The organism is Clostridium sp. ZBS2, assembly GCF_023845855.1.
GTDB lineage: Bacteria > Bacillota > Clostridia > Clostridiales > Clostridiaceae > Clostridium > Clostridium aquiflavi.
In genome coordinates this window covers 1-15119 of sequence record NZ_JAMQIF010000034.1, presented here as the reverse complement: position 1 = coordinate 15119, position 15119 = coordinate 1, and the positions used below count along the sequence as shown (strand labels likewise).

Here is a 15119-nt window from a genome sequence, read left to right as displayed (position 1 = left end):
AAAAGCGTTAATGGTCTACATAAGATTTTATCAAATATCACTTTGTATAAATATTACAAAAAAGTTAAATTGTCAACATATTTTGGAAAAGTATTATATTCTTTCTTAAACGTCCTTATTAAAATTGCTTATAGAATATAAGATAACAAAAGAGTTTATCTAAATTATTTTTTAATCATTTAGATTAACAATTTTGTTTATATTAAAATATATTTACATTTATTTTAAAAAACTACTTACTACAACATTTACAGCATTCACATGGAGAATAAGTGAATATTACTTCAAATTTATAATAATTGCATCCATCATATGCTAAGAATGGTAAAACATCTATAGCGCCAGGGTGTAATTGTTTTTTAGGAATAATAACTATTCCTGAATCAAATACAAAATAAGTTCCAAGACATCCATATATTTTTTTACATCTTTCATCATAATTATGGCCTAAATATTTAACACTAATTGGTCCACAACATTTTGATGAACTAGCTAAAAAGTATTGAGCCTTTCCTGGACATACATAAATCATCTTATTTTCAGAATTAACATGCATTTCGAAATTGCAATTTGCTGAAAGATCAACATGTTTTCCAAAATGCCATCTTTTTCTCTCTTCTTCATTAGCTATATCTATTTCTTTATTTATTTCCTCAGTTGTCTCCATATCTATATTTAAATTTTTATCTTCTTCTTTATCATCTACATTTAACTTCTCAATTATTTCATCATTTGCGGCTATTTCTTCCTTATAATATAATTTACTCATATTACATCCTCCTTGTGTAATCTAGTTTTAACATTTAATAGATAGATACTTATTCTTTTAGCAAACATTACATTTCTTATTATAGGAATATCACCAAACAAATCTCAAAAGCAAAAGTAACTCTGATTACTATAACTCATGAAATTATAAACTTTATAACTTCATACAATATTATATGCATGATTTTATTACATTGTTATTAATAATAACTATTATAATATCAATCTAATTTTTGTTTGAAAAATAGTATCTAAAAATTGGAGGATTATTTTTGCATTATCATCCTTTATTAAAAATCTATTTTATACAGTAGAACCAATTACCTAATTTAATTTTTAATTCTTGGCACTTACTCATAGGTAAAACCTGAGTTTCTAACCAAATGCCTTTACTATCGCTTCTAACATAGCATCTAATATCATTGAAATAACTTAAAACATATTCTAGATCAACACCCTTAAATTCGTTATTTCCCCTATACCCATCTGGCAAGTAATCAGTTATTACATATCCTATTTTCTTATGTTTTACTAATATAGCATCTGTAAAATTATTTATATCTACATTAGTATCAATTCCTTTTATCTTACCGTTTTCAGTGAATTGATGTCCTGCATAATTTTCTCCCCATATAGTTGTTTTCATAGGATTTTCAACGCCATAATGAGCTATCCAACATTTATATTTAGCTACTCTAGAATCTAAGTTTTCATTTGCAAAATAAGGCGAAGTGTATATGCAAAGTTGTAATTCACATAAACTTTCAAACTTTTTTATAAATTTTAGAGCATAATCCATTACATTAAAATTGCTTATTTCTATATCTAAACAAGGTTTTAAATCATTCTCCTTGTCTTTTATATTATTATAAAAATTTTCTGCCTGAGTTTCTGGCTCAGAAGAACCAACTAAAAAATGATAAAAGCCAGTCTTAATACCAGCTTTTTTAGCTTCATCATAATTTTTATTTAAGTAAGGGTCTTCATAGGTTGTCCCCTCAGTTGCTTTTATATAAGCAACTTCTATATTGTCTTCTTTTACTTTATTAAAATCTATATCTCCATTATGATTACTTACATCTATACCTCGCATACAACCTCACCTTTCATAATTAATAAATAATTTTTAGTTTCATCAATACTCTATTTTTATTTCTAGCTCTCAATCTTATTTTTAATTTCTTTCACATCTTCTTTTATGTCTTCAACAACATTAAACTTTTCTGCTAATGCATCAAGTAAAGTTTGATACTTATTTTCTCTTTCACCAGTTGTCTTAAGAACATACAATAATAAAAAAACAAATAACGCATATCCTAAGCCCTGACTTAAAGCCATTTTCATTATTTCATCCATAAAGTTGCTCCTTTTAATATAATTTTGGATATAAGAAAAGACACCTACATTTAAGTGAGTGCCTTAATAAATTTTAACTATAATTTTATTCCACTACAAGAACTGGTATTTTTATTATAACTGTTCCTGATGGAGGAATATCTCCAACATTAACTATAATACTTTTAGATGTTGAACTTGAATCAATTAGCCCTTGAGTTGTTGTTACTCCATTAGGTATAAATTGAATATGATTAGGAGCACTATCATTAATAACTACTGATTTAGCAGTTTTATCACTTGTGTTAGTAACTTCTATTGTATATGTAAAATTATCTCCCACATATACAGAATCTACATCTGCTGTTTTTACAACTTTTAATTGTGCCTCCGTAACTCCCCTAAATATTATAGATACTTGACCACTAGCATTATTAGTATTATCGCCTTTGGCATAAGCAGTGTTAATTATATACTCTTGTTCCGGATCTATTGGTTCAGGTTCTTTATCTTCTTTTGTAACTGTAACCATACAATTAGCTTTTATATCTGTTCCTTTAATTTGTGATGTTATCGTTGCTTGTCCTTCTTTTATAGCTTTAACATTTCCATTAGAATCTACTGTTGCAACTGTTTCATCTGAGCTTGACCAATCTATATCTACAGCTGAAGGTGTAGTTGTCGCTGTTAATTGTTTTGAATCATTTACTGTTAAATTCATTATTGAATGATCTAATGATATTGACTCATTATAAGATAATAATTCTTCGTTTTCATCAATATCTATAGCATCAAGTCTAAAATCATATGTTAATAGATTTTCTATATACTCTATATGCGTTATTACAACACAGTGGACTCCCTCAGATAGATTTTCTTTGGAATACATAACAGCTGAGAAAGTATCATTATATTTAGTTGAATTTAAATTTGCATCGAAATAATCTTCCTGTCCATCTATTTCTATTTTAATTTTATGAGTATAATTGGATGATACTAAACCAATCAATCTAATTTTGTCACCAGTAAAATTAAACTTTATTGTTTCTCCTAATTTTGTTTTATAGACACCATGATATGTGTTCATGTAATTTCCATCTTCTTCTGAAGCTTTTATATTAGAACTATATTTTATATTAGTAAAAGTATCATCATATCTTCTCCATGTCTTTTCAGGATGTATAAGCTTATCTCCAACTTTAGCGCTATTTTCTACGGTGTTATTTAAATTACTAGTTCCTATTTCAAAATTATCATCTGCAAAAGCATTTGTGAAATTCCCTAAAATAATAGTTAATGCTACTACAAACATGATAAGTATTCTTTTAAAACAATTTTTCATTATATATTATTTCTCCCTTATTTCCATTATTGAACGCGTCCATAAAATATTTTAACTTTATATATGGTAAAAACCAACAATAATCGTAATACAAATTCCTTTATATATAAGAAATTTAGTAATTTTTTACTTTTTATCATATAATTGATTTTAATCTGTTGTTTTTAGACAATAAAAACCTGCTAAGCAAAGTCAATACCTTTTTAACAAGTTTTTTTGCTTTCTTGTATTAATAAAAATTTGCATAACAAATAGACCAATCATATTTTAAAAATTTGCCTTGGTCTGTTATACAAATTATTTTTGTTTTTAAATTTACTTATAAGCTTCCTTTACTCTCGCATAATAAATTCTTAAAAATTTATTTAGTCCAGCTATTTTAGCTACTTTTTTAGCCTTCCCTTCTAGTTCTTTCTTTAAAATATAATCATCTACAGCTGAATCCTGTATCGGCTTTATAGCTTTTATTGATGCCATTATCTCATAGTCTGTTTTTCTTAAATAAGCAGATCCTTGCTTAGATATTCTTCTTTGCGTACCTTTAAAATTCCCTGATTCATACGCTGGAGCATCTATCCCGGCATAGGCTATAAATGAATTTAATTTGTATTTTCCAACATAATCATTATTTCTTAATAAATTAGTAATTCCATGCATTGTTTTATCTAATATATTTGATAAATTAACTTTACATTTAATTTTCATACTAACATATTGATTATATTGTCTACAAATGGCATATAGTGAGTCAGAGGTACAATAGTCCATAAGATGAAATCAATTATCTATTCCATAGTTTGAAATCTTTATTGAGCTAATAATTGTACCCATCACTCTTATTACAATTCATTTTGGTTAGTTACACAAAAGCTCTTTAATAAGTTTCATCCTGCTTAATCAAATGCCTATAATAAGAGATGGTTAACAGTTTTTATTGAGGAATTAAAATTCCTAAACACCAATGTAAACCAATTACTCTTTTTATATTATAGTGTAAAAAAATAAGTGCTAGCTTTAATCCTTTACAAGATTATTGGCTACACTTATAACTTACCAAAAATCACCTTAAATGATGATTAACATTACCTTTGATTTTTATTTATAATTGGTAATTTTTTTGCTATTGTGTAGTAACTACTTTATATTTTTCTTCTGTTAACTGCATTAATTTAGTATATTCTTCTTCTTTTAAAACATTAAAAGCAAAAAATACATTTAGCTTTTTATCTACTTCCTCTCTAGTTTTATAAAATTTGTTGTTAATTAAATTTTCCATTATATTATTCATTATTTTATTCCTCCATTATTTAATAATATTTGTTCTTTTAAATTTACTAACTGAGCCTGTGTTTCTAATAGTTGTTGTTCTAATAAATCTTCTTTGGTTGGTTCTTTTTCTACTGGTTTATTAGCTTCTTCCCATTTTTTTATTTCTTCATCTGTTGCCATTTCAATCCAACCTTCTTTTTCCAAATCCCATTTTGGTTTTAATAAAGTAGTATTTTTACAAAATTCAACAATTTCTTGGTCATCTTGCAACTCTAAATCTGCAAGTAATATATTGTTATTTTCATCAACTAAAATATGTGGAATTGCAATATAGCCTTTTTTATCTATAATAGTTTTATTATACATACGTTCTCACCCCTTTCATTATTAATCTAATGGGTACATAATTCCATCAAACCAACATGTACCCGAAGAAGAAGCTTTAGTTATCATTATTTTTCCATCTTTTGTTATAAATACACTATTAATGGTCTTATCACTATTTAATAACGCTAAACAAACACTCCCTCCTCCACATATAGAATTAGGTAAAAAACCATATGGTAAGCTACCAATAACTAAATTATCTGATTTTACATTGTTAACTCCACCTTTAAAAATTACAAATCCATTAAATTTTCTATATCTAAAAATATCACTACCATTTGATGTAGCCCCATTTAATAAGGGTACTGGTATCCAGTCGCTATCAATAATTGATATTTTTTTCCAACCACTAAATTTATTATCGACTGTATGATAACTAGCTATATACAGCGTGCCATCATTTAAAGTTGCCCTTAAATTACATCTCGCACCCCCTTGCTTAAAAACTTGTAAAAACATATATCTATTAGGAATTTGTTTTAACAAAGTGATACATTCTTCTTTATCTGTATTCATAAAAAGAATTGAGTAATTTGGAAGTTTACTACAAATTTCATTAATAGTTGTATCTTTATTTAATGCAACTCCATATGCCTGCGGGCATGAATAAGACTTAAATACTCTTTCTTTCGCATAATCTGATAATGAAGTAATATTTTTCGCACAATCTTTCAATTGCGAAATAGTATGATTAACTTTTTTATCTATCTCATCTACTTTGCTATTTTTTGCTAGCATTATATTAGGATCAACTTCAAAAGAAATACTCTCAGTATTACTAACTGAGAGTATCATTTTTATTATTAATTCTTTTGTACTTCCATTAGATATTGTAGGTTTATAAGTTTCTGGACATTTTGATATTGCCAGTAAATTATCTTCTTCATCAAATGCTCCATATTCTCTAATTGTAAAATCTCCGACTTCTGGTGGAATTATTGCTTCTAAAACTATCCAATTAGGGTTGTCTTTATCTATTTGAATATTTCCTATCTTTCCTTCCCAAACTGTATTTATCAAATCTTTTTGATTTTCTATTGGGTTATAATACTTTCCATTTCCATCTCCAACTTTTAGTTTAACGAACTTTACTTCTTCTCCATTAATTGCAAAGTTAGCAACTTTACTTTTTCCTATATTAGTTAATATAGTATAAAACTTTTCAGACATTTATTAAACTCTCCTTTCTATTTATATGTGCTTCCTATTTTATTCCTATTGCGAACTAAACTGCTTTATAGTTCGCTTCTGTAAGTTGCATTAATTTTGTATATTCTTCTTGTGTAATTACATTAAATGCAAAGAATACACTTAATTTCTTATCCACTTCTTCCTTTGTAGTATAAAATTTGTTGTTGATTAAATTTTCCATTATATTAGCCATTATTTCATTCCTCCATTTTCTTTTATTAAATTATTATAAGTAACATCTACTACAGTAGCTTGGGTACTTAGTAATTCTTGCTTAGTGCTATTTAATTCATTTTCTTTATTTTCTAATTCATTAGACTTAACTTCTAATTCTTTATTTTTCTTCTCTAGTTCTAAATTCTTAGCTTCTAGTTCTCTCTTAAGTTGTTCTTTTTCTTCTGTTGTAGCCTGTCTATCTACTAAAATAAACTTATTAGTTTCTAAGTCTACCCCTATTACTTCCTTATTATCTGCCACGTCCTCTACCAAGCATTTATATTGCTCCGTAGCATTAGTTTGTGTAAAAATAAGTTGTCCTTTTAAGTTGTGTACTGTTAGTATTTTCATATTTAATTTCCTCCTTATCAATTTCCAAATGCATAATAAGTAAATGCTCCTTCCTTGAATGAAGTAGGAATTGTATTAATATTTTCATTTACTCTATAACAAGATAGACTATCATTACTATTAACAGATTCGTCATGAAGAGTAATGCATATATCATTAAATTTAACTGAAACCGAGTTTCTTGAATGTATAACTAAAAATTTTGCTATGAAATCTAAGTCTAAAGAAATTTCATAAGAATTTTTTGAGTATAAAATAGTGTTAGTTTCTAAATTAACTTCTTTATAAACAACACTTTGTAAACCTAATACCTTTCCAGTCCCACTTTTAAATTTTTTTACACCCAAGCTCTCTAGTGTAGCACTCCCAGCAACTTTATTTCCATTAACCCAAGCACTAAATCCAGCTAATATTTGCGATGCTGTAGCATTTCCAGGAGTTTGACTAGCTAAACTATTTGCAATCGCCTGTCCTCCGCTATAATAACCTTCCTGTAAATTAAATGTTCCACCACAATTTAAATTTACAACTGGTGCACCTCTATTAGGCATACTTCCTATTTGTGGTCCACTATCATTTGTAAAAGTTGAATTTAATAAAACTTGGCTAGATGTAGCATTTCCACCACCTCCTTTACCCTGTAATATAAAATCCAAGCCATTGTAACACAAGTTATATGGAATATTGGCTTTAAGATTAGTAACTATATTTCCAAAACTATCTTTTATATTCTTAGCTCCATAGTTATTTAAATTTAAATTACAATTATTATTAGAATCTGTAGCTATAAATAAAGTGCATCTTGTACCTTTACTTAGTTTAGTTATTCTAGCTGTAGAACCTACGTAGGCATTAGTTCCAGTAGCTTCTACTATTGGATAACTATCGTTCGCAATATCTTTCATTTGTGACTTAATTTCATCAACATTAGCACTAACTTTCTCAACATCACTTTTCTTTGCAACCACTATTGTTGGATCTATTTTTAGTGAAACATTGTCTGTATTACTTACTGAGAGTACCATTTTTATTAATAGTTCTTTTATACTTCCATCACATATTATTGGTTTATAAGTTTCTGGACATTTTGATATTGCTAATAAATTATCATCCTCATCAAATACTCCAAATTCTCTAATTGTAAATCCACCCTCATCTGATGGAATTATTGCTTCTATCTCTATCCAATTAGGATTTTCTTTAGTTACCTCAATGTTTCTTATATTGCCTTCCCAAACAGTATTTACAAGCTTTATTTGATCTTCTGTTGGCTCATAGTATTTTCCATTTCCATCTCCAGCTTTTATTTTTGCAAAATTAACCTTACTTCCTAATGCACTGCTATTAGCTATCTTTGCTTTCCCTATATTCGTTAATATTGTATAAAATTTTTCTTTCATTTATATTCACCCCTTTGGATATATAATTAAGCTTTCTAAGCTTCTATTTTGTATAATTTGTATATTGACTTTGTTATTAGATTTAATATCACTAGAACTCCATGGATAACTAGTTAAAATTTCTCCACCCATAGGAGCTATACCAAAATATATAGAACTTTCATTTATAGCTATAAGTTTATATTTTGCTTTTAAATGTGCTGGTTTTACTTCTTCTACTGCTGAATATAACAGCTCTAGCATTTTTGAAAATCCATCTCTTGATTTTAGATATACTTCAAAGCTATAATTCTCATTTTTTTCTTTTACCTCAACATCATTTATAAAACTTTTAGCAATTTGTTTTATTACCTCTTTTGATGTTGTTCCTTCTCCTCTTAACCTTGCTAATACATTTGATCTTCTACTTTCTATTGATTTAGAATCATCTGGAACAATGTTAAGAAAGTCTTCCCAATATTTTATTCCCCATGTTGATGTTTCTACAAAACATTGATTTAGTAAATCTCTTATATTTAAAGTCAGTTTTTCAATTTCATCTTGCTCAAGATCATATATTTTTGCAAATTCTTTAATTTGTGATATAAAAAAAGGTACATAGCTCTTAATTAACACCATCTACCACCACACTTTCCAATATTGGAACGCTATCTTCGCTTAAACTTATATCCTTTTGTTTTCCATTTAAAGTAATTTCTTTATAATCTTCAACTCCATCCACATCTAAAATACAGTTTACTATTCTATTAAATCTTATTATATTAGTTTTTAAACTTATCTTTTTAAAATAAGAGTTAATATTAGAAATAATCATATCTTTTATTGCTTCTAAAACACTACCTTCTTGTAAAATAACCTTTGTAGAAATTTTAATATTAACTTCTTTTATTCCTGTAACTGTAACGGTTGCTCCTATAGGTCTTTTTTCTTCTATAACATCACTTACTTTTTTTATTAAATCTTCCACAGGTGCTCTACCATCAGTATCTGTTATTAACACTTTTACGGTTCCATTTCCATTCCACAATGGCTTTACTTTTGCATCTCCAACTCCATTAACACTTAAAGCCCAATTTAAGTAATCATATTTATTTCCAGATGTTGATGGCGTTCTTACTTTTACCATTAATCTATTAAATAAGCTTTCATTGCTTTCTGTATCAACACCATCTAGTATTGTTTCACCTAAAGCTCCCTTTCCTAATCCTTCAATGTATTCAATAGGAAGTAAATTCCCACTTGGATAATTTCCTTTAGTCCCTATAAGTTCGCATTGCATTTTATATTTTCCCTTTTCAATTCTTTCTGTTGCAATGTAATTAGTCTTATCTATAGAGAATCTAGATTTCAATGGAATATCAATTAACTTCTCTTCTGTATCATAAAACGTTCCTAACTTTATTGCATATGTTGCCATCTTTCTTTCAATTCCATGTTCAACGCATCTTTTATCTAAATATTCATCAGGTATATTAGGTGATGCAAAAGTATATTCTAAAAATCTATCCATATCAGATCTTAGTTTTGATATTTCTTGTGCTGCTGGAGCTAATGCATTATATATTAAACTACTGCCTTCTCTTTTATCCAAATCATTAGGGATTTTATCTAGCATTTCTTTTAATAAGTCTTCTTCTTTTACTTCAAACAAATTTAAATCACCACACTTTCATATAATTTTGAGTAAATAGAAAAGACAGTGAATTTTACTAATACACTGTCTTTCTCATATTCAAATATAAATTCATCTGCATTTTCAATCCTATCATCTTGGGTTAATGCTTCTTTAATTCTACGCTTTAGTTCGCTCTCTGCAATATCTCTGTCCATTTCTATAGTTCTTCTAAATTCACTTCCATAACTATCAGGATATATTAAATAATCATATCTCTCTGTATTTAATATAAAATATATTGTCTGCTTAAGTGCTTCTATCTCATCACAAAATCCAATTATTCTATTTTCTTTGATCTTATAAGTTTTACTAGGATGCTTTTTTTCTTTTATAATATCAATATCTTTTATTATGCCTCCTTGAGGCAATATACTAAAATTATTCATACTTTCCCACCTTATCAAGAATTAAAAATCTACTTCCCTTTTCAATCATTAACAATGCAAGAATGTCTCCTTTTTTTAATCCTTCTCTAATAACTATTGTGCCAAGAGCTGATGATGTTTCTGAATGAGAATGTTTTAAATCTATTTCATATCTATTTAAACTTTCTGGAACAACAAAGAAATCTTTTTGTAATATTCTTTTCTGATCTATCCTAACAGTTAAATTATCATCTATTATAGTTCCAAATTCTATATCTAAAGGATTTCCAGCATTAATTGCATTTACACTTGCTTGTTTTATAATTTCTATCATACTAGCCAAACTTTACACCACCTTTAAATCAAAATCCATTATGTGTCCATCTTTAGAAAACTTATGTGTGGCTTCTTCTATTAAATACATTTCATTTATTCCATATCTTTTTATATCAACCCACACACCAGATCCCCCTCTAAGTTTTGCCTCTAATTTAATATCAGTTCCTAAAACATTTTTAAGTTTTAATGATTTCTTCTCTTTATTTTTTAATGTTAAATGAACTTTGAGTATTTCGTCTATTTGTGCCTTATTCACTTTATCATCAATGCTTTTAAAAAATTGAAGTTTACCCCATTTATAAATGTTATTTTTATCTTCAGTAGTGTATACTTCTTCCTCTTCTGAATCCTCACTTTTTCTAACAAGCTTTATAGCATTATAACTATCTTCGATTGAATTACTCCAATCATATTTTCCTAAATTAGTATTTTCAGATATTATTAATTCCTGCCTCATATTATTTATATCTTTAAGATTAATACTTCCAAAATCATCATATAAAACGAAAGTTCTTTTAGTTGAACCTAATGTTTTTTCTAATGCTTTATAAATAATATCTAATAATTTTTTATCTTTTTCGTTAAATCTAGGAATTACATAACCTGTATCTTCAATAATACCTTTTTTCAATCCTAGATTATAAAGTATCCTTTCAACTACTTCACTTGCTTTTAGGTTAACATCTGAAAAAGTATCATTATACATTAAATATTTAATTTGATCATAAGCTGTTAGTTTTATTTCTTCTCCTTCATTACCACTATGTTTGAATACATAACCATAAAAAATATTGACCCCATCAACTTTAAATCTTATTATGTCACCATTTGATACACCTAATGTTTCATCTGTTAACAATGTCACTTCTAAGCTTGAAGAACTTCCTTTTCTTTTTGTTTTCCATGTTACTTGTTTTATAAGATTGCTAAGATTATAGATATTACTTTTTTTATCATCAATTAATAATTCTATATTCATGCTAACCTCCTTTATGGAATATTAATAACTTGTCCAGGATATATTAAACCTGGATTTGATATGTTATTAAGTTCTGCTATTTCTTTGTATCTATTTCCATCACCTAAGTATTTTTTTGCAATATGCCATAAGCTTTCACCTTTAACTACTTTATGAATATTAACTTTTACTTTATCATCAGGTCTAAGTGTAGTATTATAATTTTCAACAATGACACCATTTTTTGTTTCCATTACAACTGCTCTTGTAGCATAATAAGGTTTATATCTTTTTAACTCTATTGAATAGTATATATCTCCTACTTCTCCACCTTTTTCGGTAAATTTAAGATTTTCAATAGAAAATAAATCATTTATTTCAAATTCTGAACCTATAAATATAAATCTTACTTTTTCTGCATTTTGACGCCATTGATTTAGTCTATTCATATATTCATGTGGTCTAAAAAAATTCTTATCATTCACATAAGGACCATTATTTCTTGGGAAATAGCTTTTAAATGATATTTTAGTTAACTTAGGAATATTTATTATATTTACTTCACCTAAATTTATTACATTGTGAGTTTTATTATCTCCACTATCACTTATCTCAATTTCTTGTGGAAGAACTGGCAAAACAAATCCTTCTCTGCCTTCATTTACGCTTAATCGCATCTTATATCTTTTACTCATTACGCATACAGCCCCTCTGCACTATTAGTCATTTCATTTTCCATATAGGATTCTATTCTAGATATAATTGTATCTATATCTGCTTCTTCTCTTATATCTCCTGTAGTTACTTGTACAGTTGGAGTTAATGTTATGAAATTTTGAATACTTTCCAGTTCTGCTAAATCATTCATTAAGTCTAAATTTTCATTTGAAACTTCCACACTATCATTTATCCCCTTAAGTGATTCTGATCCTTCTGATACATTATTACCTAAATTAGTATTGTCTATTGCTGAGGTTAAAGCATCACTGCCTCCACCCATATCACTTGGAATACCACTTGAATTATTTCCACCTTGATTTAATAGAGAATTATTAAAATTATTTCCCATGTTATCTTCATTATATGAATTTAAAATAGCATCATTATTTTTAAACTTATCTGAAATACCATTTACAAAATTACTACCGCTACTATAACCTAAATTAAATTGGCCATTTAAATCCTTTGTTTCCATTCTTTGTACACTTACATAATCCTCTGGTGGTTCTGGTATATCCATTTTAAAAGACCCTATTGAAAAATCTCCAATTAAATCTTTTAGAAATGGAATACTTTTAGCTTTTTCTACAATCCAATCTAAAGCTCCACCTATGAATTCAACAATAGAATTCCATATGTTATAAAATAAACGTTGAACAGAATACAATGGATGATTAAATACATTTGCAAAAAATTCAGCTAATGCAGCAACTATATTCCAGACTAAAGCAATGCTATTATATATAAAACCTACAAATCCCATAAAGAGTCCACCTATAAAACCTATTATCTGTTGAAAATTTATTCCAAATAAATTCAAAAAGTATATAAGTAACATTATTGTGCCTATTAAAATCAATATCGGTAAATTAGCTATAACCCATGCAAATGCAAATTGAAATACAAGTGGTATTAATATAGCTAATAAAGCTATTCCTAATGATATCAACATAGGTTGTATTATGTCCCAATTGCTTGTAACTACATCTCCAACCCAACATATTAAAGTCGCTATCAAACCAATTCCCATACATATACCACTTATTATTCCCTGAAAAGCTCCATCGGAAAACATTTCATTTAACATTTGCATTGCTGGATTGATAGCATTCAATAACCCTAATCCAATCGTACCTAAACTACTATCAAAGTTTTCTTTAAGATTCTCAAATTGTGAGGATGCTGAATTGTTAAATTCATCTAGCATTGAAGAATCTAAGCCTTTTTTATTTAATAACACATCAAATTTTGAAGTAAAATCATCTAAATCCTTACTTGCTTGTAAAACTCCCATATCTTCGCTACTAAATCCAAACTTATCTTTAAGATCAGATCCATCTCCAGATAGCATACTATTAATAGCTCCACCTGCTCCAGATATTCCTTCTCCTGAATTACCAAGTGATAAACGTTCTGATAAATTGGCTAGTTTATCTAAGCTTTCTGTATTTTTAGTTACTCCCATAAATGATTGTGCATTATTTTTAAGTTCATCAAATGAAAATCCTGATTCATTAGCCTGTTTTTGAAGATGATTAAAATAAGCTGTTCCTGCCTCTTTATTTCCAAGCATTCCTTGTACTGAAATCATTTTGTCTTGCATTTTACTTGCTTCACCTATAACTGCTGATATTCCATTTTTCAATGTTTCTGCATTGAAAAAACTTTTAAATGTTTCTGATGCCTTTGTTGCTAGTGCAGACATACTAGATGTACTTTTATTTACATTTTGATTTAATTTATCTTGTTCATCTGCTGCTTTTTGAACATTTATTTGTAAAACATTTGTTAATGAAATTTCTTGTTGTATTAATTGTATTTGCTGCATTTGTAATGTTTGTTGAAACTTAGGCATTATTGGTTGTTGTAATGCTGGTTGATTTACCATTCCATCCATTACCATTAAGCCCGTTTCCATTGATGCCATAATATTACCTCCTCTCCTTTTATCTTTTTCTCTTCATCCTATTTGCTTCTTTCTTTTCCTTTTCTACATGTAAATCTATTGAAGCATATATAAACGCCTTTTCTTGTCTAGATAAATTCATTAATTCATGAGGTAGTATTTTTAATTTATGGAGGGCATAGTGAGCATATGATGCTTCACCATCTCCCTCCTTAATTAGTTTTTTGCTTCTTCAATTAAATCATTAACGCTTTTATCATAGCCATTAACTTCTCCTACTATTGATGACCAATCTGAAAATTCTCCATCTCTCATCTTAGATTTCATTGCACTTAGTAGCTCTTCAGCACCAAGAACTCCCCATGAAGCTTGTAGTTCTGAATTTTTTAAGTCAGGACAAATTGTAGTTTCAATTATTAAATCAGATACATATTTATCTTGATCTGTTTCCATTATTCTTTGACCTTTTATTAATTTAGTTTTTCTATTTTTCTTTCTTATTCTATCCCCCATTTCAGCAGAAATAGGTCTAAATTTCATAAGCTTTTTCTTACCACCTATTGTTACTTCTCTTTCAATTTCTTGTGTATCCTCAAAACTATCCATTAAAAAATCTTCAAAATTATTCATTATTCCATACTCCTTCACTAATCGTTTTTGTTTTTACACTAATATTTAATACTCAAAGCATAAATAAGACTCTGTTTTAGCATACGTTGATATATTCATAAGTAAAGTTGGACTGAGTAATTAAACTGAAGAATACTAAAAATGAGTATAGTCCCATTTTAGCGTGCTCCCAATATAAAATTGAGACTTAAAAGAGGAAACACGAATCCTATTAAGTCACTGAGTAAGTTCGAGGCGTAAAATATAACATTTTTACACACACTTAAC

19 protein-coding genes are annotated in these 15119 nt (G+C 27.8%); all 19 read right to left on the bottom strand.

Annotated features, from left to right (window positions below; all coding sequences use genetic code 11):
• Positions 1 to 232: 232 nt before the first annotated feature.
• The 19 genes from NG918_RS15655 to NG918_RS15565 all read right to left on the bottom strand — a co-directional run bounded on the left by NG918_RS15655 (position 233) and on the right by NG918_RS15565 (position 14852).
• Entirely contained in the window at positions 233 to 769 is a 537-nt protein-coding gene (locus NG918_RS15655) for a hypothetical protein (protein ID WP_252226974.1), read from the bottom strand.
• A gap of 297 nt (positions 770 to 1066) precedes the next feature.
• Positions 1067 to 1861, bottom strand: a complete 795-nt coding sequence (locus NG918_RS15650; protein ID WP_252226972.1) for a GH25 family lysozyme — start codon at positions 1859 to 1861, stop codon at positions 1067 to 1069.
• A 62-nt stretch (positions 1862 to 1923) separates the two neighbouring features.
• Positions 1924 to 2124 (bottom strand): BhlA/UviB family holin-like peptide, encoded by a 201-nt coding sequence (locus NG918_RS15645; RefSeq protein ID WP_012423645.1) that lies wholly within the window; start codon positions 2122 to 2124, stop codon positions 1924 to 1926.
• 85 nt (positions 2125 to 2209) lie between these two features.
• Entirely contained in the window at positions 2210 to 3445 is a 1236-nt protein-coding gene (locus tag NG918_RS15640) for an Ig-like domain-containing protein (RefSeq protein ID WP_252226970.1), read from the bottom strand.
• Positions 3446 to 3760: 315 nt separating this feature from the next.
• Positions 3761 to 4213 carry a transposase gene (locus NG918_RS15635; protein ID WP_252226968.1) on the bottom strand — a complete coding sequence of 151 codons (453 nt, stop codon included), beginning with the start codon at positions 4211 to 4213 and terminating at the stop codon, positions 3761 to 3763.
• 352 nt (positions 4214 to 4565) lie between these two features.
• Positions 4566 to 4733, bottom strand: coding sequence for a hypothetical protein (locus tag NG918_RS15630; protein WP_252226966.1), 168 nt, complete (start codon positions 4731 to 4733; stop codon positions 4566 to 4568).
• Positions 4733 to 5080, bottom strand: coding sequence for a YomQ N-terminal domain-containing protein (locus tag NG918_RS15625; protein WP_252226964.1), 348 nt, complete (start codon positions 5078 to 5080; stop codon positions 4733 to 4735). The genes NG918_RS15630 and NG918_RS15625 overlap by 1 nt, the downstream gene beginning before the upstream one ends.
• Positions 5081 to 5101: 21 nt before the next feature.
• Positions 5102 to 6271, bottom strand: coding sequence for a phage tail protein (locus NG918_RS15620; protein WP_252226963.1), 1170 nt, complete (start codon positions 6269 to 6271; stop codon positions 5102 to 5104).
• Positions 6272 to 6326: 55 nt separating this feature from the next.
• Entirely contained in the window at positions 6327 to 6485 is a 159-nt protein-coding gene (locus NG918_RS15615; protein ID WP_252226961.1) for a hypothetical protein, read from the bottom strand.
• Positions 6485 to 6859 (bottom strand): hypothetical protein, encoded by a 375-nt coding sequence (locus NG918_RS15610; RefSeq protein ID WP_252226959.1) that lies wholly within the window; start codon positions 6857 to 6859, stop codon positions 6485 to 6487. The genes NG918_RS15615 and NG918_RS15610 overlap by 1 nt, the downstream gene beginning before the upstream one ends.
• A 17-nt stretch (positions 6860 to 6876) precedes the next feature.
• On the bottom strand, positions 6877 to 8259 hold the full coding sequence (locus NG918_RS15605) for a phage tail protein (protein WP_252226957.1): 1383 nt from the start codon (positions 8257 to 8259) through the stop codon (positions 6877 to 6879).
• A 6-nt stretch (positions 8260 to 8265) separates the two neighbouring features.
• Positions 8266 to 8874 carry a putative phage tail protein gene (locus NG918_RS15600; protein ID WP_252226955.1) on the bottom strand — a complete coding sequence of 203 codons (609 nt, stop codon included), beginning with the start codon at positions 8872 to 8874 and terminating at the stop codon, positions 8266 to 8268.
• Entirely contained in the window at positions 8864 to 9910 is a 1047-nt protein-coding gene (locus NG918_RS15595; RefSeq protein WP_252212555.1) for a baseplate J/gp47 family protein, read from the bottom strand. The genes NG918_RS15600 and NG918_RS15595 overlap by 11 nt, the downstream gene beginning before the upstream one ends.
• Before the next feature lie 2 nt (positions 9911 to 9912).
• Positions 9913 to 10320, bottom strand: a complete 408-nt coding sequence (locus NG918_RS15590; protein WP_252212556.1) for a DUF2634 domain-containing protein — start codon at positions 10318 to 10320, stop codon at positions 9913 to 9915.
• Positions 10313 to 10642, bottom strand: a complete 330-nt coding sequence (locus NG918_RS15585) for a DUF2577 domain-containing protein (protein ID WP_252212557.1) — start codon at positions 10640 to 10642, stop codon at positions 10313 to 10315. The genes NG918_RS15590 and NG918_RS15585 overlap by 8 nt, the downstream gene beginning before the upstream one ends.
• Before the next feature lie 3 nt (positions 10643 to 10645).
• On the bottom strand, positions 10646 to 11617 hold the full coding sequence (locus NG918_RS15580) for an XkdQ/YqbQ family protein (RefSeq protein WP_252226952.1): 972 nt from the start codon (positions 11615 to 11617) through the stop codon (positions 10646 to 10648).
• 11 nt (positions 11618 to 11628) lie between these two features.
• A complete protein-coding gene (locus NG918_RS15575) occupies positions 11629 to 12291 on the bottom strand; it encodes a LysM peptidoglycan-binding domain-containing protein (RefSeq protein ID WP_252226950.1) in 663 nt (220 codons plus the stop codon).
• Positions 12291 to 14243, bottom strand: a complete 1953-nt coding sequence (locus NG918_RS15570; protein ID WP_252226943.1) for a tape measure protein — start codon at positions 14241 to 14243, stop codon at positions 12291 to 12293. The genes NG918_RS15575 and NG918_RS15570 overlap by 1 nt, the downstream gene beginning before the upstream one ends.
• Positions 14244 to 14438: 195 nt before the next feature.
• Entirely contained in the window at positions 14439 to 14852 is a 414-nt protein-coding gene (locus NG918_RS15565) for a phage tail assembly chaperone (RefSeq protein WP_252212561.1), read from the bottom strand.
• Positions 14853 to 15119 lie beyond the last annotated feature (267 nt).